The sequence below is a fragment of the Pseudomonas sp. LBUM1648 genome (genome assembly GCF_059716145.1).
In genome coordinates, this window is the sequence record NZ_CP166808.1 from 6,121,968 (window position 1) to 6,148,190 (window position 26,223).

Here is a 26,223-nt window from a genome sequence, read left to right on the forward strand (position 1 = left end):
GCTCACTCCCCTTTGATACCTGATTAGCCGCCCGGAGTGCTCCATGCCAGATTACCGCTCGAAAACATCCACCCACGGCCGCAACATGGCCGGCGCCCGCGCACTATGGCGTGCCACCGGGATGAAAGATGACGACTTCAAAAAGCCGATCATCGCCATTGCCAACTCCTTCACCCAGTTCGTGCCGGGCCACGTCCACCTGAAAGACCTGGGCCAGCTGGTTGCTCGCGAAATCGAGCGCGCCGGTGGCGTTGCAAAAGAATTCAACACCATCGCCGTGGATGACGGCATCGCCATGGGTCACGACGGCATGCTTTATTCGCTGCCGAGCCGCGAGATCATTGCCGACTCCGTCGAATACATGGTCAACGCCCACTGCGCCGACGCCATCGTCTGCATCTCCAACTGCGACAAGATCACCCCCGGCATGTTGATGGCTGCCTTGCGCCTGAACATTCCGGTGATCTTCGTTTCCGGCGGTCCGATGGAAGCCGGCAAGACCAAACTCGCTTCTCACGGCCTCGACCTCGTCGACGCCATGGTGATCGCCGCCGACTCCAGCGCTTCTGACGAGAAAGTCGCTGAATACGAGCGTAGCGCCTGCCCGACCTGCGGTTCGTGCTCCGGCATGTTCACCGCCAACTCGATGAACTGCCTGACCGAAGCCCTGGGCCTCGCACTGCCGGGCAACGGTTCGACCCTCGCCACCCACAGCGACCGCGAACAACTGTTCCTGCAGGCCGGCCGCACCATCGTCGAGCTGTGCAAGCGTTACTACGGCGAGAACGATGAATCGGTTCTGCCGCGCAACATCGCCAACTTCAAGGCGTTCGAGAACGCAATGATGCTCGACATCGCCATGGGCGGCTCGACCAACACCATCCTGCACTTGCTGGCGGCTGCCCAGGAAGCCGAGATCGATTTCGACCTGCGCGATATCGACCGTCTCTCGCGCAGCGTTCCACAGTTGTGCAAGGTTGCGCCGAACATCCAGAAGTACCACATGGAAGACGTGCACCGCGCTGGGGGTATCTTCAGCATCCTCGGTTCGCTGGCCCGTGGCGGCTTGCTGCACACCGATCTGCCGACCGTGCACAGCCGCAGCATGGAAGAAGCCATCGCCAAGTGGGACATCACCCAGACCACCGATGAAGCGGTGCATCACTTCTTCAAGGCCGGCCCGGGGGGCATTCCGACCCAGACCGCGTTCAGCCAGTCGACTCGCTGGGAAACTCTGGACGATGACCGTGAAAACGGCTGCATCCGCAGTTTCGAACACGCTTACTCGCAAGAAGGTGGCTTGGCCGTGCTGTACGGCAACATAGCCCTGGACGGCTGTGTGGTGAAAACCGCCGGCGTCGACGAGTCGATCCACGTCTTCGAAGGCAACGCGAAGATCTTCGAAAGCCAGGACAGCGCCGTACGCGGCATCCTCGCCGACGAAGTGAAGGCGGGTGACATCGTCATCATTCGCTACGAAGGCCCGAAAGGCGGCCCGGGCATGCAGGAAATGCTTTACCCGACCTCGTACCTGAAATCCAAAGGCCTGGGCAAAGATTGCGCCCTGCTCACCGATGGTCGCTTCTCCGGCGGCACCTCGGGCCTGTCCATCGGCCACGCTTCGCCAGAGGCTGCGGCCGGCGGCGCAATCGGTCTGGTGCAGGACGGCGACAAAGTGCTGATCGACATTCCGAACCGCTCGATCAACCTGTTGGTCAGCGACGAAGAACTGGCTGCACGCCGCGCCGAACAGGACAAGAAGGGCTGGAAACCTGTTGAAGTGCGTCCACGTAAAGTGACCACCGCGCTGAAGGCATACGCCCTGCTGGCGACCAGTGCCGACAAGGGTGCTGTGCGTAACAAGGCGATGCTCGACGGGTTGTAAGTCTTAGCTGCCGAAAAAAAATGCCCCGCCAAGTGCGGGGTATTTTTTTTGCCTGGCAGCAACTTTGATCGTTCCCACGCTCCCGCGTGGGAATGCCTCAAGGGACGCTCTGCGTCCAGTGACGCGGAGCGTCACGGAATGCATTCCCACGCAGAGCGTGGGAACGATCATGCGTGTTCGCGATTACTGGATTTCTTCCGGCTTGACGATCACCCAGTTCTTGTCCGCCGTCACCGGCAAACCTTCCTTGGCCTGCGCTGCCGCGTGCTTGGCCATCATGCCGTTTAGCTGGGTCATGTATTTGTCCTTGCGGTTGATCCACAAGTGAATACCGCCCTTGGCCACATCGACATCGTGGAACAGCATGTAGCCGTCACTGGTTGGCGTATCGCCGCCCACCAGAACCGGTTTTTTCCACTCATCGATGTAGGTCAGAATCGCCGCGTGCTTGCCGGCCATCCAGGTCGCCGGGGTCCACAGATACGGGGTCAATTCGAGGCCGAGGTTGGCCTTCTCGTCATACTTGCCGGCGGTGATCTGCTTGCGCGCGGTGGTCAGTTCGCCAGTCTTCGGATCCTTGAGCAGCAGCGACACACCAATGACGTTCTGCGGTTTGACGTTGTAGCCGTACTTCGGATCCGCCGCGACCATGCGCACCAGTTCTTCCGAGGCGGCGGTCATCACGTAGACCTCGATGCCGTTCTCCATCAACTTGTTGTAGAGCTCTTGCTGACCGGTGAAGATCTTCGGCGGATTGACGTCGAGCTTCTTGACCACATCGCCTTCGTAATACGTCGCCGGCACCGGCTTGCCCGAGGCCATCAGCTCATCGACATAGCCTTTGAGTTCCTTGAGGGTGAAGCCGGAGAACACCTGCGCCACCCACGGGTAGCAGACCATATCGTCGACTTCGCACAGACGATAGTAGTAACTGAACAGGCTTTCCTTGTGGTCGGCGGTGTCCTTGAACGGCATCAGCTTCAGGGAAGGATCGAGTTTTTCGCGGGTGATCAGGCCCTTGTTTTCCATGAACGGCAGCAAGGATTCTTCAAGGTCGTAGCGGTAACTGGTGTTGTCCATGTCGAACACCGCGTAGTTACCCTTGTTGGCGTTGGCGGCGATCATCGCATCCAGTGCCTTGGCCTGATCGGCCGGCCAGTGTTTGAGGTCAGTGGCGAAAGCCTGACCGGCCAGGCCCAAACCTACCGTCAGTGCGACAGCCAGAAATTTCGGTGCGAATTTCATCAATGCTTTCTCCCTGAGCTAAAGACATCGACGCTAACAAATAAGTGCGACAGCCCTCGTCTGTCAGCGACCGTCCACGTCTCCATCGCGCCAGATGCATTGCCGAGAGCGACATTCGCTTATTCCAAAAGCGACTATCACCATACGTTTTTGGTATTAATTCATTGGAAATCAAACTGTTAGGCTTGCCGGTTCGCAGCAGCCCCGGAAGGCTGCTGGCAAAGTCTTTCCTGGAGATCTCATGAATCTACCGCTGATTCTCAACCTGCTGGTGTTCCTCGCCCTGCTCTTCGGTCTGGCGCAAACCCGCCACACCTCGTGGAGCCTGGCGAAAAAAGTCCTGCTCGCGCTGGTGTTAGGCGTAGCGTTCGGCGTGGCTCTGCACACCATTTACGGTGCCGGCAACCCGGTGCTGAAAGCCTCGATCGGCTGGTTCGATCTGGTCGGCAACGGTTACGTGCAGTTGCTGCAAATGATCGTCATCCCGTTGGTGTTCGCCTCGATCCTCAGCGCCGTGGCGCGTCTGCACAACGCTTCGTCGCTGGGCAAGATCAGCTTCCTGACCATCGGCACGCTGCTGTTCACCACGGCGATTGCGGCGCTGATCGGTATCGGCCTGACCAACCTGTTCGGCCTCACCGCCGAAGGTCTGGTCGCCGGCACGCAGGAAATGGCCCGTCTGCAAACCATTCAGAACGACTACGCCGGCAAGGTCGCCGACCTGAATGTGCCGCAACTGCTGCTGTCGTTCATCCCGCAAAACCCGTTCGCCGATCTGGCGCGGGCCAAGCCGACCTCAATCATCAGCGTGGTAATTTTCGCTGCATTCCTGGGGGTTGCCGCGCTGCAACTGCTCAAGGATGACGTCGAGAAAGGTCAGAAAGTGATCAACGCCATCGATACCCTGCAAGCCTGGGTGATGCGCCTGGTGCGTCTGGTGATGAAGCTGACCCCGTACGGCGTGCTGGCGCTGATGACCAAAGTGGTCGCCGGCTCCAACCTGCAAGACATCATCAAGCTCGGCAGTTTCGTGGTGGTCTCGTACCTCGGTCTGGGCCTGATGTTTGTTGTACACGGCTTGCTGGTATCGGCCGCAGGGATCAACCCGCTGCGTTTCTTCCGCAAGATCTGGCCGGTGCTGACGTTTGCGTTCACCAGCCGTTCCAGCGCCGCGAGCATTCCGCTGAGCATTGAAGCGCAGACGCGTCGTCTGGGCATTCCGCAATCGGTGGCCAGTTTCGCAGCTTCGTTCGGTGCGACCATCGGCCAGAACGGTTGCGCGGGTCTGTACCCGGCGATGTTGGCGGTGATGGTTGCGCCGACCGTGGGCATCAACCCGCTGGATCCGCTGTGGATCGCGACGCTGGTGGCGATTGTCACGCTGAGTTCGGCCGGTGTGGCGGGCGTGGGTGGCGGTGCGACGTTTGCCGCGCTGATCGTGCTGCCGGCGATGGGCTTGCCGGTTTCACTGGTGGCGTTGCTGATTTCGGTCGAGCCGCTGATCGACATGGGTCGCACGGCGTTGAACGTGAGTGGTTCGATTACTGCCGGTGCGATTACCAGCCAGGTGATGCAGCAGACCGATAAAGAACTGCTGGATGCTGATGAGCATGCGGAGTTGGCGCAGGCTTAAGTAGCGCCTGAAAGACCGCTTTCGCGAGCGGGCTCGCTCCCACATTGGATCTGTGATCGACACAAATCCCCTGCGGGAGCGAGCCTGCTCCGGGCGGCGTTCCGACGAAGCTCTTAAGCTTTTTCCCAGACTTCGAAGTTGTACGCCGGTTTGTCGCCTTCAGCCGGATTCGGCACATTCGACACCAGTGTCCACTGGTTCAAATCAAACTCCGGAAACCACGCATCGCCTTCCGGGCTCAACGCTACACGGGTCAGATACAGACGATCCGCCTGCGCCAGCCCCTGCGCATACAACTGCGCGCCGCCAATCAGCATCAACTCATCGACGCCCTGCTCTTTCGCCCATTCTTCGGCGCGAACCACCGCAGCTTCCAGCGACGGATAAACCTCCGCACCTTCCAGTACCAGGTCTTGCTGACGGCTGACCACGATGTTCAACCGGCCCGGCAGCGGACGACCGAGCGAGTCCCAGGTCTTGCGACCCATGATGATCGGCTTGCCCAAGGTCGTGGCCTTGAAGTATTTGAAGTCCCCCGGCAGGTGCCAGGGCATGCTGTTGTCGACGCCGATCACGCGGTTTTCACCGAGGGCTGCAATCAGGCTGAGGGGGAGTGTTTTAGTCATGCCGGCGAGGATACCAGAGCCTCGCTTGACCCGATAAGCGCCACAGCGGTTATGCTCACGGCTCAATTGAGCGACGGGATGCCGCGTGACACAACTGACTCCACTGCAAAACCTCTGGTTAACCGAAACCGTGCGCCTGCGCGAAGAGCACGCAGGCCCCCTGGAAGATCTGGAAGCCAATCGTCTGGCCCGCGCGGCCGGCGGTGATCTGCCGAGCCGGATTCAGCGCCGTGCCCTGTGGCTGGCCGAGCGTGACGGATTGACCAACGCTCTCAAACACTGGCTGCAAGGCGCGCGTCTGGCGCTGGTGCTGCTGATGGTTTTCGCCGTGTTGAGCGGCGCCGGACTGGCCTTCGCCGCGCTCGGGCAAACCCCGGTCAATGTGTTCTGGGCCTTGGGCAGCCTGCTCGGGCTGAATCTGATTCTGCTGCTGAGTTGGGCGCTAGGGCTGATCTTTGCCGGCGAACACGGCGCCACCCTCGGGCGCCTGTGGTTATGGCTCAGCGAAAAACTTGCCCGCGATGCCAAAGCCGCGCAACTGGCGCCGGCCCTGCTGCTGATGCTGCAACGCAAGAAACTCAATCGCTGGGCCCTCGGCGCAATGGTCAACGGCCTGTGGCTGCTGGCGATGCTCAGCGCGTTATTGTTGCTGCTGACCCTGATGGCGACCCGGCGCTACGGCTTCGTCTGGGAAACCACCATTCTCAGCGCCGACACGTTCATCAACATGACCCAGGCCCTCGGCTCGCTGCCGGCGCTGCTCGGTTTCAATGTGCCGACGATGGAAATGATCCGCGCCAGCGGTGACGGTGCGCTCGATATCGAAAGCGCGCGTCAGGCCTGGGCGACGTGGCTGGTGGGCGTGCTGGTGGTTTACGGCGTGCTGCCGCGCCTGCTGCTGGCGCTGTTGTGCTTCTGGCGCTGGAGCAGTGGCAAATCGGCGCTGCGCCTTGACCTGAACCTGCCCGGCTACGCCCAACTGCGCGAACGCCTGATGCCGACCAGCGAGCGCCTCGGTGTCACCGACGCGGCGCCCGAGCACCTGCACCGCGTCGAAAGCAGCGTCAGCGAACACGCCAGCGACGGCGCATTGCTGGTGGCGATCGAACTCGACGAGCAACGCCCATGGCCGCCCGCGTTGCCAAAGAACGTCAGCAACGCCGGCGTCCTCGACAGCCGCGAATCGCGTAACAAACTCCTCGAACAACTCAGTCGCTTCCCCCCGGCACGGTTGGCGATTGCCTGCGATCCACGGCGCTCGCCGGATCGCGGCAGCCTCGCGCTGATCGCCGAACTGGCACGCAACGCCAGCGCCACCCGCGTCTGGCTGCTACAAGCGCCACCCGGCGAAGCGCTGGACGCTGAACGCCTCGGTGACTGGCACGTCGCGCTGCAACAACTGGAGCTGCCTTTTGCCGATAGCGCGCCGTTGAACTGGCTGGAGAACGGTCATGACTGATGCCTTCAAAGCACCGCTGAAACTCGCGGTGGTGGGCCACACCAACGTCGGCAAGACCTCGCTGCTGCGCACGCTGACTCGCGACGTTGGCTTCGGCGAAGTCTCGCATCGGCCGAGCACCACCCGACATGTCGAGGGCGCGCGGTTGTCGGTGGACGGCGAGCCGTTGCTCGACCTCTACGACACGCCGGGGCTGGAAGACGCCATCGCCCTGCTGGATTTTCTCGAACGACTGGAACGCCCCGGCGAACGCCTCGATGGCCCGGCGCGATTGGCGCGGTTTCTCGACGGCAGCGAGGCGCGTCAGCGTTTCGAGCAGGAGGCCAAAGTGCTGCGGCAACTGCTCGCTTCCGACGCCGGGTTGTATGTGATCGACGCCCGCGAACCGGTGCTGGCGAAATATCGTGATGAACTGGAAGTGCTGGCCAGTTGCGGCAAACCGCTGCTGCCGGTGCTGAACTTCGTCAGCAGCGCCAACCACCGTGAGCCGGACTGGCGCGAGGCGTTGGCGCGCTTGGGCCTGCATGCGCTGGTGCGTTTCGACAGCATCGCACCGCCGGAGGATGGCGAGCGGCGATTGTATGAAAGCCTCGCGCTGCTGCTGGAAAATGCCCGGCCGCAACTGGAACGCTTGATTGCTGATCAGCAAGCGCAGCGACTCGCCCGTCAGCAAAGTGCAGCACGGTTGATCGCCGAACTGCTGATCGACTGCGCCGCGTGCCGACGCAGTGTGGTCAGCGAGGCCGAGCAGGAACAGCAAGCCATCAGCGAATTGCGCAAGGCTGTGCGTCAGCGTGAGCAGAAGTGCGTCGAGGCGTTGCTCAAGCTCTATGCGTTCCGCCCGCAGGATGCAGCGGCCAGTGATTTGCCGCTGCTCGACGGGCGCTGGGGCGATGACCTGTTCAACCCGGAAACCTTGAAGCAACTCGGTGTGCGGGTGGGCGGCGGGATCGCTGCCGGGGCTGCTGCCGGGGCGGGCGTCGATTTGCTGGTGGGCGGAATCACCCTCGGTGCTGCCGCGTTGGCGGGTGCGATTGCCGGTGGCGCGCTGCAAACCGCGCGCAGTTATGGCAGCCGTTTGCTGGGCAAGATCAAGGGGCAGCGGGAATTGACGGTGGACGATGGGGTGTTGCGGCTGTTGGCGTTGCGGCAGCGGCAGTTGCTGTTGGCGCTCGATCAGCGCGGGCATGCGGCGATGGATGCGGTTCAGGTGGCGACACCGCAGGACAAGACCTGGCGTGAGGGCAAGTTGCCTGAAGCGTTGAGCAAGGCGCGGGCACATCCGCAGTGGTCGTCGCTCAACCCGCACGCGAAGTTGAATCAGGCGGAGCGGCAGGAGCAGATTGAGTCTTTGGCCAAGGATGTGTAGCGCTTGATCCGACGCCATCGCTGGCAAGCCAGCGATGGCCGCACCTCGGTTCAAAAGCCTATGCAGCCAACATCCTCGCCGCTTTCTCCTTCAACACCTGAAGATCAATCACCGGCACCGCCGTCTCCTTCGCCAACTCATCCCACTGGCGCATCCGCAGACTGACGGCACACAAGGGATCACGCTCGAAAGCATCCGCCTCAGCCTCCGTCATCACCCCGCCCTGATAGTCCAGCGTCCTGCGACTCGCCTCACTCAACCGCTCGAAATATCCCGGCTCACGCAGCGTCAGATAACGCTTGGCCTCAACGTGATACTCCACCAACCGCGCCATCCGCTCGCCGAATCCCGCCTCACGCAAATAATCCGCGCCAAGCCGTTCATGGCTGACCACACCATAGCCGCCCATGTTCTCCGCGCCCTCGGCACATAAATGGCCGATGTCGTGGAAGAACGCTGCGAGCACCACTTCATCATCAAACCCTTCAGCCATCGCCAACTGCGCAGCCTGAGACATGTGCTCGATCTGCGACACCGGCTCGCCGATGTAATCGCTGCTGCCAAAGCGTTCATACAGGGTAAACACCCGATCAACGACATGCTCGTGACCTGCCATCAAACCTCCTCCAGCAACTGCGCCACATTGCGCTCGGCCATCGCCGGGCCGACGCTCATGCCGACGCCAGTGTGCATCAGCGCCACACTGAGCCCCGGTGCCGGGCGCAAGAATGAAAACGGCCCCGGTCCCCGAGAACCATAGACGCCCTGCCAGCGCTCGACCACTTGCACCTTGCAGCCCAGCGTCTGCTCGGCCAGTTCAATCATCCAGTCATCCACTCGCTCGGCGTTGAACGGTGACGGATCATTACCGTAATGGTGCGAGTCACCAATGATCAGTTCGCCGTAGGGCGTCGGGCTGATCAGCAAGTGAATGCCGTTTTCATGCAGGTGCGGTTGTTCACGCAGGATCTGCGCCTGCACTGCCGCCGCCTCTGGCAAATCGGCGAAGGCGCCGTAATGCACGCAGCTCAGGCCGGTGAGCAAGGCGTGTTGCAAATTCAGTTCGACTTGCGGTTTGGCGCGGAGCATTTGCAGGCGGCAGATTTGTGGGTCGAGTGCGGCAATCGGCTCGGCCAGCAGCGTCTGATAATCGTGGCCGGAGCAGACGATGATTTGCTCGGCGGTGAAGATCCCGGCCGTGCTGTGCAGGCGCCCCGGTTGGACATCGCGCACCAGCGTGGAGAAGTGAAACTCGACGCCGAGGTCGCGGCGCAGGTAATCGATCAGCGCCGGAATCGCTTCACGCGAGTACAACTGTTGATCATCCATGCCGTGGAGTGCGGCGCGGTGATGGCTGAACTGGCCGTGGTACAGATCGCGCAATGCGGCGCCGCGCAGCAAGTCCACGTTGTAACCGTGTTCCACGGCGCGGCCGGCGCAGAAGGCCTCAAGCAAGTGCTCTTCGGCTTCGGTTCGGGCGAACAGGTACGAGCCGTTGCGCTTGATTTGCAGGCCGGCGAGTTGCGCCCAGTCACCCCAGATCTCGCGGCTGGCCTTGGCCAGTTCGAGCATCGGGCCGGGTGGCTGGCCAGTGACCAGTGCCTGACCGAAGTTGCGCACCGAAGCGCCGAGGGGCGTGGCGGTGCGTTCGAAAACCGTAACCTTCAGGCCGCGCTTGGCGGCGGCGTAGGCGTGGGAGAGGCCGAGAATGCCGGCGCCGATGATGAGCAGGTCTTTGTGTTGTGTCATTTAGAGGTGCTCTGAATGAGAGACCGCTTTCGCGAGCAGGCTCGCTCCCACAGGGGATTTGTGTTGTGAACACGATCCATTGTGGGAGCGAGCCTGCTCGCGAAGGGGCCCTGTCAGTCGATAAAGATCTTACTTGGCGACGACTTTCTCGGACTTGCCGTCATAGCGCTTGCGCCACTCGGTGAGGATCTCGTCGCGGTTCTTCGAGGCCCAGGCAAAGTCGTTCTTGATCAAACGCTGCTCATAATCCGCCGGCAATTCAGTCTGCGGTTTGGCGATGCCTGGTTGGGCGAGAACGGCGAAGTTCTCTTTGTACAGATCCATCGCTTGGGCGCTGGCGGAGAAGTCGGCGAGTTTCTTCGCGGCTTCTTCATGCGGCGTGCCTTTGATCACGGCGGTCGCTTCGATCTCCCAGCCCAGGCCTTCCTTCGGCAGGATGATGTCCAGAGGCGCGCCCTGGCGCTTGAGCTGTACGGCCGGGTATTCAAAGGAAATGCCGATCGGGAACTCCCCCGCCGCCGCCAGTTTGCAAGGCTTGGAACCGGAGTGAACGTACTGGCCGATGTTCTGGTGCAGGCCGTCCATGTAAGCCCAACCCTGCTTCTCGCCGAAGGTTTGCAACCAGGCGCTGACGTCGAGGAAACCGGTGCCGGAGGACGCCGGGTTCGGCATGACGATCTTGCCTTTGTACTCAGGCTTGGTCAGATCCTGCCAGCTCACCGGTTTGCTCAGGCCCTGCTTCTCGGCTTCGACGGTGTTGAAGCAAATGGTTGCGGCCCACACATCCATACCGACCCAGGCTGGCGGGTTGGCAGCGTCGCGGTAGTTCGCGCCGATTTTGCCCAGATCCTTCGGCGCGTAGCTTTGCAGCATGCCTTGCTGATCGAGGATCGCCAGGCTGGAAGCGGCCAGGCCCCACACGGCGTCAGCTTGCGGCCGGGCCTTCTCGGCCAGCAGTTTGGCGGTGATGATCCCGGTGGAATCGCGCACCCACTTGATCTCGACGTCCGGGTTGGCCTTTTCGAAGGCTTCTTTGTAGGACTTGAGTTGTTCGGCTTCGAGGGCGGTGTACACCGTCAACTCGGTTTTTGCCGCAAAGGCATTCAGGCTGAAAGTAGCGAGCACAGCAGCGGCCAGGGCCATAGGCTTGAACATGATCGTTTTCCTGTCTTTTGAGTTGAAGGGCAGTTGAAGGTGCAAATCAGTGACCGGGCGCGGTTTGCCGCCAGGCCTGGGAACGGCGCAGCAAGCCGCGCGAAGCCCACGCCAGCAGCAAGGACACGCCCGCCGAGGTGAACAGAATCAGGGTCGACATCGCCGCCGCGCCGCCGACGTTGCCGGCGTCGTCCATGTTCAGCACCGCCACCGCCGCGAGGATGGTGTCGGGGCTGTAGAGGAAGATCGCCGCCGACACGGTGGTCATCGCCGAGACGAACAGGTAGCGCACGATGTCGAGCAGCGCCGGCAGGCAGATCGGCACGGTCACACGCAGGTAATGCCGGTACAGCGGCGCCTTGAGCGACAGCGCGGCGGCTTCGAACTCGGCGTCGAGCTGACGCAGCGCGGTGGTCGCGGTCATTTGTGCGGTGGTCAAATAATGCGCAATGGTGCAGACGATCAGCAGCGTCATCGTCCCGTACAGCACGTGCAGCGGGTTGCCGGTCAGGTTGAAGAAGAAGACATAACCCAGACCCAGCACCAACCCCGGCACCGCCATCGGGATGAAACTGAGCATACGCAGGGCCAGGTTGAGGCCGCGTTGCGTGCGGGTCTTTTCCATCAGATACGCGCCAGTGAAGATCAGCACACTGCCGATCAGCGCCGTGCCCAGTGCCATCTTCAAACTGTTGCTGTAGGCCAACCATCCACCGCCGGCGGTTTCGTTGAACTGGTAGTGGTTAAGCGACAGCGACAGGTTGTACGGCCAGAACTTCACCAGCGACGAAAACACCGCCATGCCGAACACCAGCAGCAGCGCCGCGCAGATCAGCAGGACGATCACCAGATAACAGCCATCGCGCAGTTTCGACGGCGCCGGTTTGAACACCTGAGCGCGGCCACTCATGGAATCGCCGTGACGTCGGCGCAACCACGCATCGACGCCGAAGCTGAACAGCGCTGGCACCAACAGCACCATGCCGATCAACGCGCCGCGACCGAATTGCTGCTGGCCGACCACGGCTTTATAGGCTTCCAGCGCCAGCACCTGATAGTCGCCACCGACCACCACCGGCACGCCGAAATCGGTGATGGTCAGGGTGAACACCAGACAGAACGCGGCGAACACAGCCTGCCGGGTTGCCGGCCAAGTGATGCTGCGAAACGCCTTGGCCGGGCTGGCGCCCATGCTCGACGCCGCATCGAACAGCCGCGCATCGGCCAGCGACAGCGCCGAGAGCAAAATCATCAGCGCATGGGGAAAGGTGTAAATCACCTCACCCAGCACAATCCCCCAGAAGCCGTAGATGTTGTCCGAGAGCAACCCGCGCAACATGCCCTGATTGCCGAATAGATAAACCAGCGCAATCCCCGGCAGCATCGATGGCGCCATCAGCGGCAGCAGGGAAATCCCGCGCCAGATGCCCTTGGCCGGAATCAATGTGCGTTGCAGGGCGTAGGCAAACAGGTAGGCCAGCGGTACGACGATGGCCGCAACGCTGAGGGAAACTTTCAGGCTGTTGCCGAGCAGCCAGTGGAAATTCTCGCTGCTCACCAGCTCCTTCGCCGCGACCCAGCCACCGCCCTGCCCCGCTTCGCTGCTGAAGCCACGCCAGAAGATCGCCAGCAACGGCAACAGCACCGCAACGCCGAGCAACACCAGCAGCAAGAGTTTGCCGCCGACCACAAAAATCCGGTCGCCGACTTCGGCACGGGAAGTCTGCCGCACCTGCTTGTGCGGTAGCGGCAGCGCGAGGTTGCTGTTCATCAGGCAAACACCTGCAGGCTGCGCGGCGGCAACGCGACCATGATCTGCTGGGCGCCGAGGCGCGGCATGGCTTCTGGCGCCAGTTCGGCGAGTAGCGCGTGGCCCGGCAGTTGATCGAGTTCGAAGCTCATGCGGCAGCGATTGCCGAGGAAGGTGATCTCGCGCACCTTGGCCGGGAACAGGTTTTCCTCATGCACCAGCGGATTGACGCTGATCGCTTCCGGGCGGCAGAACAGTCGACCCGAGGCGCCGCTGACGCTGCCATCAGCCAGACGCACATCCATCCCGCCAACCCGGGCGTGGCTGTCGCTGCTGCGCTGGAATGGCAGCCAGTTGCCCTGACCGACAAACTCCGCCACAAACGGCGTGGCCGGGCGGTTGTAGATTTCCTGCGGGGTGGCGTACTGCTCGACGCGGCCGTTGTTCATCACGGCGATGCGGTCGGCCATCAGCATGGCTTCGTCCTGATTGTGGGTGACCATCAGGGTGGTGATGCCGAGGTTACGTTGCAGCTGGCGCAGCTCGGTGCACAGATGCTCGCGCACCCGGGCGTCGAGGGCCGACATCGGTTCATCGAGCAACAACAGCGACGGTGCCGGCGCCAAGGCACGGGCCAGTGCAACCCGTTGCTGTTGGCCGCCAGACAACTGGCCCGGGTACTTTTTCTCACTGCCGGTGAGGCCGACCAGCTCAAGCATCTCACCCACCCGGCGGCGCACTTCATCGCGACCGCTGCCGGCGAGGCCGTAGGCAATGTTCGCTTCGACGGTCAGATTGGGGAACAGCGCGTAGGACTGGAACAGAATCCCGTAGTCCCGGGCTTGCGGGGCGAGGTGCGAGACGTCGCGGGCGCCGAGGTACAACTCGCCGCTGTCCTGTTTTTCCAGCCCGGCGATGCAGCGCAGCAGCGTGGTTTTACCGCAACCCGAGGGGCCGAGCAGACAGACCAGCTCACCGGCCGCGACGTCGAGGGAGACGTTATCCAGCGCAGTGAACGCGCCAAAGCGCTTCTGCACGCCGCGCACTTTCATCGGCGCACCGGGGTTGCTCAGGGCAGTTGCGATTGCAGGATTCATGGGACAGACCTCATCAAGCAGATGAGGCCAATCCTAGAGTTGTAATGCGTCCGTCATGTGGCAGTGAGGCAAAAACGGCTGATAGTGGTATTCGGGGATTTTGGTTCACCCCCGATCAACAGATCGTTCCCACGCTCTGCGTGGGAATGAAGCCCGGGTAAGCCCGGCCAACCGCACTCAGCGGCACCTGCACAGGCGCCGCTGAGTGCGTTGATCACTCCGTCGGCACTAACTTATCCAACACCCGATTGACCGCCAGCTCTGCCAGCATCACCACTTGGGCGATGCCTTGCAGGGTTTTGCGGTGCGTGCCTTCAACCATTGCCACATGGTTGTGCAGCAACACGATGGCCGAGCCGAGGGTTTCACTGGCGTCCGCGATCAGGGATTCGGTGTCAGCCTCGGGGTGCGCCATGTACAGCGTGTTGGGTTTGTAAGGTGCGGCCATGATGGCTGCAGTTGGCGGGCCGAGATAGTGGTCGAGGGCGCGCTCGGCGGCTTCGTGGAATTTCTTTGAATCGGGCGATTCTTAGGGGGAGCCCGGGTCGGTGACCGGCGGGTTTGGCGTTGGTTTAATCATCTTCAGGTTCCGAAATTAAGCTGGAACCGCTTCTCTGCTAAAAGAAAGGGTGGCAGCTGAACGCAGGTTAGCAGACCGGGGAACCTAAGGAAGCCGGCGCGCCGAAGCGCCCTGCGCACAGCCGCCATCGAGTGCAGGCACGGAGCCTGACTGATGATGTATGTGCACCCTTAGATTAACCACGGGCTGCTAAACCCGATCACTGGGAATCAGTGATGCGAACCAAGTTACGCAGCCCGCCCAAGGCGCACAAGCCGGCGGATTCTGGTGCATGCGTAGGCAGCGGCGCAAGGATTTGTAGGCTGTCGGGCGTAACACCGAGTGTCTTTAAACACCTGTGCCGGAAAGGGTTTATTGCACTACAGGGATTGTGGATTTGCCTGTCGGATTTTGCTGCGGCGACTGACGCCTTCGCGAGCAGGCTCGCTCCCACAGGGGATTTTGGGTGTTTACAAATTATGTGTTCACCACAGACCCTATGTGGGAGCGAGCCTGCTCGCGAAGAGGCCCGGCCATTCACCGCAGCATTCAGGCCGGAGACATCTCCTGCGCCAACCCCAAAAACGCCGCCGGCAACCGCGCACTCTTGCGCTCCTTGAGGCAGTACAGATATTCGGGAATCTGCGGCGCGTTCTCGATGCTCAGCACGCGCAACTGCGGATCATGCGGCACTTCCTGGCGGGCAATGATGCTGATGCCGATGTTGCGCAGCACCGCCTCACGAATCGACTCGCGGCTGCCGATCTCCAGCAACGGGCCGAAACTCACGCCCGCGCCAGCCAGTAGCTCTTCGGTCAACCGCCGCGTGGTCGAACCGGTTTCGCGCATCAGCAAGGTATGCCCGGCCAATGCGTTCAACGTCACATGCTCATGCACCGCCAACGGATGATTGCGATGCACCGCCAGCACCAGCGGATCGGTGCCGAGCACCCGGCGAATCAGCCGCGCGTCATCGAGCAACTGCGATGACGCGGCGACGTCCACCCGGTAATCCTCAAGCGCTTCCAGCACCTGCTGCGAGTTGCCGATTTCCACCGACACTTCCACCTGCGGCAGACGCTCGCGGAAGGTCTTCACCAGATCAAGGATGTAATACGGCGCGGTGGCGGCGATGCGCAGCGTGCCTTGCACCTGGCCGCTGTTGCGCAGGAAGAACTCGATATCGGCCTCCTGCTGCAACAGCGCCTTGACCATCGGCAGCAACCGCGCGCCTTCGTCGCTGACGCTGAGGCGGCGGCCGCCCCGGTAGAACAGCTCTACCGAATACTGGCTTTCCAGATTGCGGATCTGCGTGGTCACGGTCGGTTGGCTGAGGCCGAGTTTCTTCGCCGCCAGGGTGATGCTGCCCAAGCGGGCCACCATGTAAAACGCCTTCAGCTCGGCACTCAGCACAACCGTCCCTCTCGATTACTTGCGCAACAAACGCAAACCATTGAACACCACCAACAGGCTCACGCCCATGTCGGCAAACACCGCCATCCACATGGTGGCGAGTCCGGCGAAGGTTACTCCAAGGAAGATCGCTTTGATCACCAGGGCCAACGCGATGTTTTGTTTCAGGATGCTCGCAGTGTCGCGCGACAGGCTGATGAACGCCGGGATCTTGCGCAGATCATCGTCCATCAGGGCGACATCAGCGGTTTCAATCGCGGTGTCGGTACCGGCGGCGGCCATGGCAAAACCGATCTCGGCGCGGGCCAGCGCCGGGGCGTCGTTGATGCCGTCGCCGACCATGCCGACGCGATGACCTTTACCGTAAAGCTCTTCAATGGCTTGCAGCTTGTCGGTCGGCAGCAAGTCGCCCTTGGCCTGATCGATGCCGACCTGCGCAGCAATCGCCTGCGCGGTGTGGACGTTGTCACCGGTCAGCATCAGGGTTTTCACGCCCAGTGCATGCAACTGACGGATCGCCTCGCGGCTGGTCTCCTTAACGGTGTCGGCCACAGCAAACAACGCCAGCGGGCCGGACTTGTCGAGCAGCAACACCACGGACTTGCCCTGTTTCTCCAGCGCAAAGAGCTTTTCTTCCAGTGCCGGCGAGCACAGGCCCAGCTCTTCAACCAGGCGATGGTTGCCCAAGTGATAGGTCTGGCCGTTGATATCACCCTTCACGCCACGCCCGGCCAGCGCTGCGAAGTTATCCACAATCAGCGCGGCGAAGTTTTTATCCACAGCATTCTTAGCGATGGCCAGCGACACCGGGTGGTCGGAGCGACCGGCCAGTGCGGCAGCAATTGCCGGGGCCGTGGCGTCGGCGGTCGGGTCGAGGGACAGGTAGTCCGTCTGCACCGGTTTGCCGTGGGTGATCGTCCCGGTTTTATCCAGCGCCAGATAGTCGAGCTTGAAACCGCCCTCCAGGTACACGCCGCCCTTGACCAGAATGCCTTTGCGCGCCGCCGCCGCGAGGCCGCTGACGATGGTCACCGGAGTGGAAATCACCAAGGCACATGGGCACGCGACCACCAGCAACACCAGCGCGCGGTAGATCCAATCGAACCACACGGCGCCCATAAACAGCGGCGGAATGATCGCCACGGCCAGGGCCAACACGAACACCACTGGGGTGTAGATGGTCGAGAATTGATCGACGAAGCGCTGGGTCGGTGCGCGTGCGCCTTGTGCCTGTTCGACGGCGTGGATGATCCGCGCCAGGGTCGAGTTGTTCGCCGCCGCGGTGACCGCGTATTCCAGCGAACCGGCCTGGTTGATGGTGCCGGCGAAGACTTTGTCGCCCACGGCTTTCTCAACCGGCAGGCTTTCACCGGTGATCGGCGCCTGGTCGATGGTCGAGTTGCCGCTGACGACTTCGCCGTCCAGTGCAATGCGCTCGCCGGGTTTCACCCGCACGCGGGCACCGAGTTCGACGACTTTCACGTCCTGCTCGAGCCAACTGCCGTCGGCCTGCTGCACGGTGGCCTGTTCCGGGGTCATCTGCATCAACCCGCTGATGGCGTTGCGGGCGCGGTCCAGCGAGCGCGCCTCGATCAACTCGGCCACAGTGAACAGGAACATCACCATCGCCGCTTCCGGCCACTGGCCGATGAGGATCGCACCGGTCACGGCGATGCTCATCAATGCGTTGATGTTGAGGTTGAGGTTCTTCAGGGCGATCCAGCCCTTTTTGTAGGTGGTCAGGCCGCCACTGAGGATCGACACCAGCGCAATGATCGCCACCACCCAGGTCGGCGCGGCGTTGGTGAAGTGGATGACTTCCGCCACCAGAGCACCGACGCCGGACAATGCCAGCGGCCACCAGTGTTTTTTCACCGGCGCGGGGGCCGGAGCTTCGACGCCAGCCTCCAACGGCTCGGCGTGCATGCCGAGGGATTTGATCGCCTCGGTGATCGGCTCGGTGCCCGGCAGCGTGTGGGTCACGCCGAGTACGCGGTTGATCAGGTTGAATTCCAGCTGTTCAACGCCGGCCACTTTGCCGAGTTTGTTCTGGATCAGCGTCTGTTCGGTCGGGCAGTCCATCGCCTCGATGCGGAAACTGCTCAGCCGGGCGTCCGCGCTTTTCGCCTCGCTCAGTTGCACCAGCGCAGGCGCGGTCGCTTTCTTCGAGCAGCATGAATCTGCGCTCGTTTGAACGGGCGCAGGCGCAGCGGCTTTCGACCCGCAGCAGGAATCGCCGCCATGGTCGTGCTTATGCACAGGCTGCAATTTTGGGCTGTGGTTATGATCATGCCCGTCGCCGGGCTTGTGGGTGTGCTGGGAATCGCTCATTGGTCGCGTCCATGAAGGTGCCTGTTGCCAAGTAAAGACCCTGTAGCCACTATAGGGTCAAGCACCCTTTTGGAGATTGTCGTCATGAAGATCGGAGAACTGGCCAAACTGACCGATTGCGCCGTGGAAACCATCCGCTACTACGAGCGCGAAAACCTGCTGCCGGAACCGGCCCGCAGCGACGGCAACTACCGCGTCTACACCCAGGCCCACGCCGAACGCCTGACCTTCATCCGCAACTGCCGCACCCTCGACATGACCCTCGAAGAAATCCGCAGCCTGCTGGCCATGCGTGACAGCCCGCAGGATCAATGTGAAAGCGTGAACACGCTGATCGACGAGCACATCCAGCATGTGAAGGCGCGGATTGATGGGTTGTTGGCGTTACAGACACAGTTGCTCGACCTGCGCCAACGCTGTGGCGAAGGGCCGGGGGCCGATCAATGCGGGATTTTGCAGCGGCTGGAAGTGAGTGGCGGGGTGGTGGCGACGGAGGTTGAGCATTCCCATGTAGGCCGCAGCCACGGCCATTGAGCCCTTCACAAATCGAAATGTGGGAGCGAGCCTGCTCGCGAATGCGGTGTGTCAGCCAGTATCTCTATGACTGACACATCCTCTTCGCGAGCAGGCTCGCTCCCACATGGGTATCGCGTGGTGGCTTAAACCGCCATCGGCGCGGTCATTGGCGCGTGGTGCTCGTAGCCTTCCAGCGAAAAGTCGCTCGGCTTGACCAGCTCCAGCCATTCCGGCTGATACACGCCCGTCTTGGCAAACTCCGGAACACGATCGGAGATTTTCAGTTTCGGCATGGCGAACGGCTCGCGCTTGAGCTGTTCGTTGAGCATGTCCAGGTGGTTTTCGTAGACGTGGGCGTCACCAATGAAATAGGTGAACCAGCGCGGCGTGTAGCCGGTCAGGCGACCGATCAGGCTCAGCAGTGCGGCGCCTTCGGTGAGGTTGAACGGCGTGCCCAGGCCCAGATCGTTGGAGCGGATGTAGAGGGTCAGGGAAATTTCCTTGGTCTCGACATTCGGGTGGAACTGGTACAGCAGATGGCATGGCGGCAGGGCCATTTCATCGAGCTGGGCGCAGTTCCAGCCGTGGAACAGGATGCGGCGGCTGCCCGGATCCTTGATGATCGTGTCGACGCACTGGCGAACCTGATCGATGGCTTTGTACAGCACCACGTAGGCCTGACCGTCTTCTTCGCCTTGAGCGATCTGCTTGTAACCGTTGCTCAACGTTTGTTCGATGGCCGCTGTGTTGCTCAGCGGGATCTGCTTGTACGCCGGCCATTTGCGCCATTGCACGCCGTAGATTTCGCCGAGATCGTCGTCGCCCTGACGGAACGGGTTGGCCAGCCACTGGGCGTTTTCGTTGGCGTTCTGGTCCCAGACCTTGCAGCCCAGCTCACGGAATTCTGCGGCGTTGTTCACGCCACGCAGAAAGCCGCACATCTCGCCGATGGCCGATTTGAAGGCCATCTTGCGGGTGGTGATCGCCGGGAAACCTTCCTGCAGATCGAAACGCAGCATCGCCCCCGGAAAACTGATGGTGTTGATGCCGGTGCGGTTGGCCTGCTTGGTGCCGTTCTGGATGACGTGCGAGACCAGTTCGAGATATTGCTTCATGAGTTACCTGTGTCCTTTGAGCCCCGGCGTCGCGCGCCGGGGTTCGTAGTTTAAGCCGTCGGAGCGAGCGGTGCCGCCGGCGCGCGACGATAGGCCAGCCAGATCAGGAACAGCCCGCCGATAATCATCGGCACGCACAGCACCTGCCCCATGGTCAGCCAGTTCCAGGCCAGATAGCCCAGTTGCGCGTCCGGGACGCGGACGAACTCGACGATGAAACGGAAGATGCCGTAGAACAGCGCGAACATGCCGGAAACCGCCATGGTCGGGCGCGGTTTGCGCGAGAAGATCCACAGGATCAGGAACAGCGCCACGCCTTCGAGCGCGAACTGATACAGCTGCGACGGGTGACGCGGCAGTTGCGCCGGATCGCTGAATGGCGGGAAGACCATGGCCCACGGCACGTCAGTCGCCTTGCCCCACAATTCGGCGTTGATGAAGTTGCCGATACGTCCGGCGCCCAGACCGATCGGCACCATCGGCGCGACGAAGTCCATCAGCTGGAAGAACGACTTGCCATTGCGCTTGCCGAACCACAAGGCCGCCAGCATCACACCGATGAAACCGCCGTGGAACGACATGCCGCCCTTCCACACTTCGAAAATCAGTGTCGGGTTGGCCAGGTAAGCGCTCAGGTCGTAGAACAGCACATAGCCCAGACGTCCGCCGACAATCACGCCCATCGACAGCCAGAAGATCAGATCCGAGAGCTTCTCCTTGGACCAGGTCGGGTCGAAGCGGTTGAGCCGGCGCGACGCCAGCAGCCACGCACCGCCGATGCCGATCAGGTACATCAGGCCGTACCAGTGGATTTTCAGCGGACCGATGGCCAGGGCCACCGGGTCGATCTGCGGGTAAGGCAGCATTGCGACTCCTCGTTAGAGTTGAAAGCATAATTCCCGGGCGACGCTGCCACCTCAGGATTAAGTCAGGATTGCGACGCGATCAAAGCAAAAAGCTTAAACCCACGGTGAACAGCAAAGCGGCGAACAGTCTTTTCAGCAAGCGCGGCGACAATTTGTGCGCCAATCGCGCGCCGATACGGGCGAATACCATGCTGGTCAGAGCGATGCCCAACAGCGCCGGCAAATAGACAAAACCGAGACTATGGGCCGGCAGCAACGGATCATGCCACCCCAGAATCATGAAACTTAATGCACTGGCCAGGGCGATCGGCAAACCGCAGGCCGATGATGTCGCCACGGCCTGCTGCATCGGCACGCTGCGCCAGGTCAGGAACGGCACGGTCAGCGAGCCGCCGCCAATGCCGAAAATCGCCGACGCCCAGCCAATCACACTGCCGGCCACGGTCAGACCGAGTTTGCCCGGCACGGTTCGGCTGGCCTTGGGTTTGACGTCCAGCGCCAACTGCACGGCGATCACCAGGGCGAAAACACCGATGATTTTTTGCAGGTTGGGCCCGGAAATCGCTTCGGCCGTCAGCGCACCAAAACCGGCGCCGAGCAAAATGCCCACGGTCATCCACATGAAGATCGGCCATCGCACCGCGCCACGACGATGGTGCTCACGCACCGCGTTGACCGAGGTGAAGATGATCGTCGCCAGCGACGTGCCCACCGCCAGGTGGGTGAGAATCGACTGGTCAAAGCCCTGCAAGGTAAAACTGAACACCAGCACCGGGACAATGATGATCCCGCCACCGACCCCGAACAGCCCGGCCAGCACACCCGCACAGGCGCCCAGCGCCAGATAGAGCAGAAATTCCATGACCGTCTCCCAGACGCATCCCCAAAACCGGAGCGGCATGGTAACGGATGCATGGCCTCCTGCTCCACTTGCGATGGATGCACGGACGCCGGATGCGTAGAGTGGGCAAAAAACACACAAGGACCACCTTATGTGCCTGATTGTTTTTGCCTGGCGCCCGGGCCATGCCCAGCCACTGATCGTCGCAGCCAACCGTGACGAGTTCTACGCCCGGCCGAGCCTGCCGCTGGCGCAATGGCCGGAAGCGCCGCAGGTGCATGCCGGGCGTGATCTTGAGGCCGGTGGGACCTGGCTGGGGATTGGCGCCAATGGGCGTTTTGCCGCACTGACCAATATTCGTGATCCGCATCAGCCGCCGGCGCGCAAATCGCGGGGTGAGTTGGTGGCGCGGTTTCTCACCGGTGATCTGTCGATTGATGATTATTTGATCGATGTGGTCGGTCGCTCGCCGGAATACGCCGGGTTCAATCTGCTGCTCGGCAACAGCCATGAGCTGTGGCATTTCAATGCGCGGATGTCGGAGCCGGTGATGCTCGCGTCGGGTGTCTACGGGTTATCCAATGCCGGGCTGGATACGCCGTGGCCGAAGTTGCTCAAGGCCAAGGCCGCGTTGGGCGCAGTGCTTGAGGATCCGCAGCCTGAACGCTTGATGGGATTGTTGAGCGATGCGCAGACGGCGCCATTCAACGAGTTGCCGGATACCGGCGTGGGGCTGGCAACTGAATCATTGCTGTCGAGTGTGTTTATTGCCAGCCAGAGTTACGGGACGCGGGCGAGTACGGCGTTGATTGTGCAGGCGGATGGGACGCGGCGGATGGTGGAGCGCAGTTTTGGGCCGTATGGCGGGCATTTGGGGGAAGTGGAGATCATCATTTAGTGGTGCTCGAACTTACGCCTTCGCGAGCAGGCTCGCTCCCACACTGGATCTGTGATCGACACAAATCCCCTGTGGGAGCGAGCCTGCTCGCGAAGGGGCCCTAAGGGTGTTAGAGGGCTTTGTTGACCGCCGGCGGATTGATCTTCGACAAGCCAAGGTTCTTCAGCGCCAATTGCAGCGAGCTGTGGATAACTTGCGGGTTATCGATGGTCATCAACTCCGCCAGCAATTCCTTGGCCTTGCTCAGGTTCACCTGGCGCAACATCCACTTCACCTTCGGCAGGTTGGTGGCGTTCATCGACAGGCTGTCGAAGCCCATCGCCATCAACAGCACTGCCGCCGCCGGATCACCGGCCATCTCGCCGCAGATACTCACGGGTTTGCCTTCGGCATGGGCGTCGCGCACCACGTTCTGCAAGGCTTGCAGCACGGCCGGGTGCAGGTAGTCGTAGAGGTCGGCCACCCGCGGGTTGTTGCGGTCAACCGCCAGCAGATATTGAGTCAGGTCGTTGGAGCCCACCGAGAGGAAGTCCACCTGCCGCGCCAGTTCCTTGGTCTGGTACACCGCTGCCGGAATCTCGATCATCACGCCAATCGGCGGCATCGGCACGTCGGTGCCTTCGTCGCGCACTTCGCCCCAGGCCCGGTGGATCAGGTGCAGGGCTTCTTCGAGTTCGTGGGTGCCGGAGATCATCGGCAGCAGAATCCGCAGGTTGTTCAAGCCTTCGCTGGCCTTGAGCATCGCGCGGGTCTGCACCAGGAAGATTTCCGGGTGGTCGAGGGTGACGCGAATGCCGCGCCAGCCGAGGAACGGGTTGTCTTCCTTGATCGGGAAGTACGACAGTGACTTGTCACCGCCGATGTCGAGGCTGCGCATGGTCACCGGTTGCGGATGGAACGCGGCGAGCTGTTCGCGGTAGATCGCCAGTTGTTCCTTCTCGCTCGGGAAGCGCTGGTTGATCATGAACGGCACTTCGGTGCGGTACAGACCGACGCCTTCGGCGCCGCGCTTCTGCGCCCGCGCCACGTCCGCCAGCAGGCCGGTGTTGACCCACAGCGGCATGCGGTGGCCATCGAGGGTTACGCACGGCAGGTCGCGCAGGGTGTCGAGCCCCAGCGCCAGTTGTTTCTCTTCTTCCACCACCTCGGAGAACTGCTTGCGCAGCACGTCGCTGGGGTTGGTGTAGACCTCGCCGCGCGTGCCATCGACGATCATCTCGATGCCGTCGACCTTGGCGTACGGCAGGTCAACCAGACCCATCACCGTCGGAATGCCCATGGCCCGGGCCAGAATCGCGACGTGGGAGTTACCCGAGCCGAGTACCGACACCAGACCGACCAGCGTGCCCTCCGGCACCTCGCCGAGCATGGCCGGCGTCAGCTCTTCGCTGACCAGAATGGTTTTTTCCGGATAGACCAGATTCTGCTGACGCTCTTCCTGCAAGTAGGCGAGCAGGCGGCGGCCGAGGTCTTTGACGTCCGACGCGCGTTCACGCAGGTAAGCGTCGTCCATCAGTTCGAAACGGTTGACGTGCTCGGTGACCACTTGGCGCAGCGCGCCCTGAGCCCACTGGCCGGTCTTGATCACGGTGGTGATTTCGCTGCCCAGCGAGGCATCGTCGAGCATCATCAGGTAGACGTCGAACAGCGCGCGCTCTTCCGGGCGCAGCTGGGTTGCCAGTTTGGCGGACAACGCGCGCATGTCGGCGCGCACGCCTTCGATGGCGGTCTTGAACAGCCCCAGCTCAGCATCGATGTCGGAGATGGTCTTGTCCGGCACCACGTCCAGATCGGCTGGCGGCAGCATGACCACTGCAGTACCAACTGCCGCACCCGGCGAGCCCGGCACGCCGACGAACTTGGCTTCCTGGATGCCTTTGCCCTGACGGCCCAGGCCACGGATCGAACCGGTGGCCTCGGCGTGGGCGATAACGCCGGCGAGCTGCGCGCTCATGGTCACGAGGAAGGCTTCTTCACCTTCATCGAACTGGCGGCGTTCTTTTTGCTGGATGACCAACACGCCGACAACGCGGCGGTGGTGAATGATCGGTGCACCGAGGAACGAGGCGTAGCGCTCCTCGCCCGTCTCGGCGAAGTAGCGATAGCGCGGGTGATCCGCGGCGTTTTCGAGGTTCAGGGGTTCTTCACGCGTGCCGACCAGACCGACCAGACCTTCGTTGGGTGCCATGCTGACCTTGCCGATCGAGCGCTTGTTCAAGCCCTCGGTGGCCATCAGGACGAAGCGATTGGTCTCGGGATCAAGCAGGTAGACCGAGCAGACCTGGCTGCCCATGGCCTCTTTGACGCGCAACACAATAATCCCCAACGCCGCCTTGAGATCCTTGGCGGAGTTAACTTCCTGGACGATCTTGCGCAGCGTATTGAGCATGGCTCGGGGTCGAACTCCGTCGTCAGTCGCGCGCTAAAAGGCGCGGGGCAAGCTCTTTGAGGGCGCGGCGATACACCTCGCGCTTGAATGTCACCACCTGGCCCAACGGATACCAATAGCTGACCCAGCGCCAGCCATCGAATTCCGGTTTACCGGTCAAATCCATCCGCACCCGCTGCTCGTTGGAGATCAGGCGCAGGAGAAACCATTTCTGTTTCTGGCCGATGCACAGCGGTTGGCTGTGGGTACGCACCAGACGTTGCGGCAAACGATAGCGCAACCAGCCCCGAGTACAGGCGAGTATTTCAACATCTTCACGTTCCAGGCCAACTTCTTCGTTCAGCTCGCGGTACAAGGCGTCTTCCGGCGTCTCTTCGGGGTTGATTCCCCCCTGCGGAAACTGCCAGGCATCTTGATTGATACGGCGAGCCCATAGCACCTGGCCGGCGTCATTCGTCAGAATGATCCCGACATTGGGACGGAAACCATCGGGGTCGATCACGGCAACAACCTCGCAAACGCATGTCGCCGCATTGTTCCACAAAGCTTGATAAGGCGGCAACGAAGGTTCCTACCTTATGTGCACTCTTGTGAAAAGACCGTATTCTTGTCGCCTTTTTACTGACTTATCAGCGGGTAACTGCAATGCGCCTGGCACTCTTCGATTTGGACAACACCCTTCTGGGCGGCGACAGCGATCACGCTTGGGGCGACTATCTGTGCGAACGCGGCTTCCTCGACCCGATCGCATACAAGGCGCGCAACGACGAGTTCTATCAGGATTACCTGGCCGGAAAGCTGGATAACGCTGCTTACCTGAACTTCTGCCTGGAGATCCTCGGCCGCACCGAAATGGCCGTGCTCAATCAATGGCACAGCGACTACATGCACGATTGCATCGAGCCCATCGTGCTGCCCAAGGCGCTGGAACTGCTGAAAAAGCACCGCGATGCTGGCGACAAACTGGTGATCATCACCGCGACCAACCGCTTCGTTACCGCGCCGATTGCCGTGCGTCTGGGCGTTGAAACCCTGATCGCCACCGAGTGCGAGATGATCGACGGTCGTTACACCGGACGCAGCACCGACATTCCGTGCTTCCGCGAAGGCAAGGTGACGCGCCTGAATCGTTGGCTGGCAGAGACTGGTTTTTCGCTGGATGACAGCTATTTCTACAGCGATTCGATGAATGATTTGCCGTTGCTGGAGCAGGTGGCGAACCCGGTGGCGGTGGATCCGGACCCGAATCTGCGCGCTGAAGCCGAGAAGCGTGGCTGGCCGGTCATCACACTGCGCGACTAATATCGCCTTCGCGAGCAGGCTCGCT

General features: G+C 61.7%; 21 protein-coding genes and 1 pseudogene. 7 read left to right on the top strand and 15 right to left on the bottom strand.

Annotation, left to right across the window (positions count from 1 at the left end):
• Nucleotides 1-43 precede the first annotated feature (43 nt).
• Nucleotides 44-1,885, top strand: a complete 1,842-nt coding sequence (gene ilvD, locus ACA043_RS27845; RefSeq protein ID WP_187679064.1) for a dihydroxy-acid dehydratase — start codon at nucleotides 44-46, stop codon at nucleotides 1,883-1,885.
• Nucleotides 1,886-2,068: 183 nt separating this feature from the next.
• On the opposite strand, the gene ACA043_RS27850 is transcribed toward ilvD, so the two are convergent.
• Nucleotides 2,069-3,130: an HAD family hydrolase gene (locus ACA043_RS27850; protein WP_489879304.1), complete on the bottom strand. Its 1,062-nt coding sequence runs from the start codon at nucleotides 3,128-3,130 to the stop codon at nucleotides 2,069-2,071.
• A 241-nt stretch (nucleotides 3,131-3,371) separates the two neighbouring features.
• On the opposite strand from ACA043_RS27850, the gene ACA043_RS27855 reads away from it, so the two are divergent.
• Complete coding sequence (locus ACA043_RS27855; RefSeq protein WP_187679066.1) at nucleotides 3,372-4,763, top strand: L-cystine transporter; 1,392 nt, start codon at nucleotides 3,372-3,374, stop codon at nucleotides 4,761-4,763.
• A gap of 113 nt (nucleotides 4,764-4,876) precedes the next feature.
• Here the strand turns inward: ACA043_RS27855 and ACA043_RS27860 are convergent, their stop codons facing one another.
• Nucleotides 4,877-5,389: a dihydrofolate reductase gene (locus ACA043_RS27860; RefSeq protein WP_497658266.1), complete on the bottom strand. Its 513-nt coding sequence runs from the start codon at nucleotides 5,387-5,389 to the stop codon at nucleotides 4,877-4,879.
• An 85-nt stretch (nucleotides 5,390-5,474) separates the two neighbouring features.
• Here ACA043_RS27860 and ACA043_RS27865 point away from each other — a divergent pair, with 85 nt between their 5' ends.
• Together ACA043_RS27865 and ACA043_RS27870 are read left to right on the top strand one after the other, a co-directional pair.
• Nucleotides 5,475-6,848 carry a DUF2868 domain-containing protein gene (locus ACA043_RS27865; RefSeq protein ID WP_497658267.1) on the top strand — a complete coding sequence of 458 codons (1,374 nt, stop codon included), beginning with the start codon at nucleotides 5,475-5,477 and terminating at the stop codon, nucleotides 6,846-6,848.
• On the top strand, nucleotides 6,841-8,217 hold the full coding sequence (locus ACA043_RS27870; RefSeq protein WP_497658268.1) for a GTPase/DUF3482 domain-containing protein: 1,377 nt from the start codon (nucleotides 6,841-6,843) through the stop codon (nucleotides 8,215-8,217). The genes ACA043_RS27865 and ACA043_RS27870 overlap by 8 nt, the downstream gene beginning before the upstream one ends.
• Before the next feature lie 58 nt (nucleotides 8,218-8,275).
• Here the strand turns inward: ACA043_RS27870 and ACA043_RS27875 are convergent, their stop codons facing one another.
• From ACA043_RS27875 to ACA043_RS27910, 8 genes and pseudogenes are all read right to left on the bottom strand, one after another.
• Nucleotides 8,276-8,833, bottom strand: a complete 558-nt coding sequence (locus ACA043_RS27875) for a phosphonate degradation HD-domain oxygenase (protein WP_497658269.1) — start codon at nucleotides 8,831-8,833, stop codon at nucleotides 8,276-8,278.
• Nucleotides 8,833-9,966 carry a TIGR03364 family FAD-dependent oxidoreductase gene (locus tag ACA043_RS27880; protein ID WP_497658270.1) on the bottom strand — a complete coding sequence of 378 codons (1,134 nt, stop codon included), beginning with the start codon at nucleotides 9,964-9,966 and terminating at the stop codon, nucleotides 8,833-8,835. The genes ACA043_RS27875 and ACA043_RS27880 overlap by 1 nt, the downstream gene beginning before the upstream one ends.
• A gap of 129 nt (nucleotides 9,967-10,095) precedes the next feature.
• Complete coding sequence (locus ACA043_RS27885; RefSeq protein ID WP_187679072.1) at nucleotides 10,096-11,121, bottom strand: putative 2-aminoethylphosphonate ABC transporter substrate-binding protein; 1,026 nt, start codon at nucleotides 11,119-11,121, stop codon at nucleotides 10,096-10,098.
• A gap of 46 nt (nucleotides 11,122-11,167) precedes the next feature.
• A complete protein-coding gene (locus tag ACA043_RS27890; protein WP_497658271.1) occupies nucleotides 11,168-12,892 on the bottom strand; it encodes a putative 2-aminoethylphosphonate ABC transporter permease subunit in 1,725 nt (574 codons plus the stop codon).
• A complete protein-coding gene (locus ACA043_RS27895) occupies nucleotides 12,892-13,968 on the bottom strand; it encodes a putative 2-aminoethylphosphonate ABC transporter ATP-binding protein (RefSeq protein WP_497658272.1) in 1,077 nt (358 codons plus the stop codon). Before ACA043_RS27895 ends, ACA043_RS27890 begins: the two co-directional genes overlap by 1 nt.
• Before the next feature lie 214 nt (nucleotides 13,969-14,182).
• A pseudogene (locus ACA043_RS27900) lies at nucleotides 14,183-14,548 on the bottom strand (DUF6124 family protein).
• A gap of 528 nt (nucleotides 14,549-15,076) precedes the next feature.
• Nucleotides 15,077-15,940, bottom strand: a complete 864-nt coding sequence (locus ACA043_RS27905; RefSeq protein WP_497658273.1) for a LysR family transcriptional regulator — start codon at nucleotides 15,938-15,940, stop codon at nucleotides 15,077-15,079.
• Between the two features lie 15 nt (nucleotides 15,941-15,955).
• On the bottom strand, nucleotides 15,956-18,271 hold the full coding sequence (locus ACA043_RS27910) for a heavy metal translocating P-type ATPase (RefSeq protein WP_497658274.1): 2,316 nt from the start codon (nucleotides 18,269-18,271) through the stop codon (nucleotides 15,956-15,958).
• An 84-nt stretch (nucleotides 18,272-18,355) separates the two neighbouring features.
• On the opposite strand from ACA043_RS27910, the gene cadR reads away from it, so the two are divergent.
• Nucleotides 18,356-18,805, top strand: coding sequence for a Cd(II)/Pb(II)-responsive transcriptional regulator (cadR, locus tag ACA043_RS27915; RefSeq protein ID WP_008088440.1), 450 nt, complete (start codon nucleotides 18,356-18,358; stop codon nucleotides 18,803-18,805).
• A gap of 125 nt (nucleotides 18,806-18,930) precedes the next feature.
• Here cadR and ACA043_RS27920 read toward each other — a convergent pair whose 3' ends face one another.
• From ACA043_RS27920 to ACA043_RS27930, 3 genes are all read right to left on the bottom strand, one after another.
• Complete coding sequence (locus ACA043_RS27920; protein WP_497658275.1) at nucleotides 18,931-19,902, bottom strand: thymidylate synthase; 972 nt, start codon at nucleotides 19,900-19,902, stop codon at nucleotides 18,931-18,933.
• Between the two features lie 50 nt (nucleotides 19,903-19,952).
• A complete protein-coding gene (lgt, locus tag ACA043_RS27925; protein ID WP_103304351.1) occupies nucleotides 19,953-20,768 on the bottom strand; it encodes a prolipoprotein diacylglyceryl transferase in 816 nt (271 codons plus the stop codon).
• Nucleotides 20,769-20,847: 79 nt separating this feature from the next.
• The gene (locus tag ACA043_RS27930; RefSeq protein WP_187679079.1) at nucleotides 20,848-21,630 is read right to left on the bottom strand and encodes a sulfite exporter TauE/SafE family protein; all 783 of its coding nucleotides are present in this window, start codon (nucleotides 21,628-21,630) and stop codon (nucleotides 20,848-20,850) included.
• 130 nt (nucleotides 21,631-21,760) lie between these two features.
• Here ACA043_RS27930 and ACA043_RS27935 point away from each other — a divergent pair, with 130 nt between their 5' ends.
• The gene (locus tag ACA043_RS27935) at nucleotides 21,761-22,507 is read left to right on the top strand and encodes an NRDE family protein (RefSeq protein ID WP_489879289.1); all 747 of its coding nucleotides are present in this window, start codon (nucleotides 21,761-21,763) and stop codon (nucleotides 22,505-22,507) included.
• Between the two features lie 109 nt (nucleotides 22,508-22,616).
• Here the strand turns inward: ACA043_RS27935 and ptsP are convergent, their stop codons facing one another.
• Together ptsP and ACA043_RS27945 are read right to left on the bottom strand one after the other, a co-directional pair.
• On the bottom strand, nucleotides 22,617-24,896 hold the full coding sequence (gene ptsP / locus ACA043_RS27940; protein WP_497658276.1) for a phosphoenolpyruvate--protein phosphotransferase: 2,280 nt from the start codon (nucleotides 24,894-24,896) through the stop codon (nucleotides 22,617-22,619).
• A 22-nt stretch (nucleotides 24,897-24,918) separates the two neighbouring features.
• Nucleotides 24,919-25,398, bottom strand: coding sequence for an RNA pyrophosphohydrolase (locus ACA043_RS27945; protein WP_003229203.1), 480 nt, complete (start codon nucleotides 25,396-25,398; stop codon nucleotides 24,919-24,921).
• Between the two features lie 143 nt (nucleotides 25,399-25,541).
• Here ACA043_RS27945 and ACA043_RS27950 point away from each other — a divergent pair, with 143 nt between their 5' ends.
• Nucleotides 25,542-26,198 carry a histidinol-phosphatase gene (locus ACA043_RS27950; RefSeq protein WP_497658277.1) on the top strand — a complete coding sequence of 219 codons (657 nt, stop codon included), beginning with the start codon at nucleotides 25,542-25,544 and terminating at the stop codon, nucleotides 26,196-26,198.
• The last annotated feature ends 25 nt before the right edge of the window (nucleotides 26,199-26,223 follow it).

Excerpts from the sequence above, each read along its gene's own strand:
- ACA043_RS27950 (WP_497658277.1), top strand. The coding sequence starts at position 25,542 with ATGCGCCTGGCACTCTTCGATTTGGACAACACCCTTCTGGGCGGCGAC.
- ACA043_RS27920 (WP_497658275.1), bottom strand. The coding sequence starts at position 19,902 with ATGAAGCAATATCTCGAACTGGTCTCGCACGTCATCCAGAACGGCACC.
- ACA043_RS27910 (WP_497658274.1), bottom strand. The coding sequence starts at position 18,271 with ATGAGCGATTCCCAGCACACCCACAAGCCCGGCGACGGGCATGATCAT.
- cadR (WP_008088440.1), top strand. The coding sequence starts at position 18,356 with ATGAAGATCGGAGAACTGGCCAAACTGACCGATTGCGCCGTGGAAACC.
- ACA043_RS27890 (WP_497658271.1), bottom strand. The coding sequence starts at position 12,892 with ATGAACAGCAACCTCGCGCTGCCGCTACCGCACAAGCAGGTGCGGCAG.
- ptsP (WP_497658276.1), bottom strand. The coding sequence starts at position 24,896 with ATGCTCAATACGCTGCGCAAGATCGTCCAGGAAGTTAACTCCGCCAAG.
- ACA043_RS27860 (WP_497658266.1), bottom strand. The coding sequence starts at position 5,389 with ATGACTAAAACACTCCCCCTCAGCCTGATTGCAGCCCTCGGTGAAAAC.
- ACA043_RS27880 (WP_497658270.1), bottom strand. The coding sequence starts at position 9,966 with ATGACACAACACAAAGACCTGCTCATCATCGGCGCCGGCATTCTCGGC.
- ACA043_RS27895 (WP_497658272.1), bottom strand. The coding sequence starts at position 13,968 with ATGAATCCTGCAATCGCAACTGCCCTGAGCAACCCCGGTGCGCCGATG.
- ACA043_RS27850 (WP_489879304.1), bottom strand. The coding sequence starts at position 3,130 with ATGAAATTCGCACCGAAATTTCTGGCTGTCGCACTGACGGTAGGTTTG.
- ACA043_RS27935 (WP_489879289.1), top strand. The coding sequence starts at position 21,761 with ATGTGCCTGATTGTTTTTGCCTGGCGCCCGGGCCATGCCCAGCCACTG.
- ACA043_RS27855 (WP_187679066.1), top strand. The coding sequence starts at position 3,372 with ATGAATCTACCGCTGATTCTCAACCTGCTGGTGTTCCTCGCCCTGCTC.
- ilvD (WP_187679064.1), top strand. The coding sequence starts at position 44 with ATGCCAGATTACCGCTCGAAAACATCCACCCACGGCCGCAACATGGCC.
- lgt (WP_103304351.1), bottom strand. The coding sequence starts at position 20,768 with ATGCTGCCTTACCCGCAGATCGACCCGGTGGCCCTGGCCATCGGTCCG.
- ACA043_RS27930 (WP_187679079.1), bottom strand. The coding sequence starts at position 21,630 with ATGGAATTTCTGCTCTATCTGGCGCTGGGCGCCTGTGCGGGTGTGCTG.
- ACA043_RS27875 (WP_497658269.1), bottom strand. The coding sequence starts at position 8,833 with ATGGCAGGTCACGAGCATGTCGTTGATCGGGTGTTTACCCTGTATGAA.
- ACA043_RS27870 (WP_497658268.1), top strand. The coding sequence starts at position 6,841 with ATGACTGATGCCTTCAAAGCACCGCTGAAACTCGCGGTGGTGGGCCAC.
- ACA043_RS27885 (WP_187679072.1), bottom strand. The coding sequence starts at position 11,121 with ATGTTCAAGCCTATGGCCCTGGCCGCTGCTGTGCTCGCTACTTTCAGC.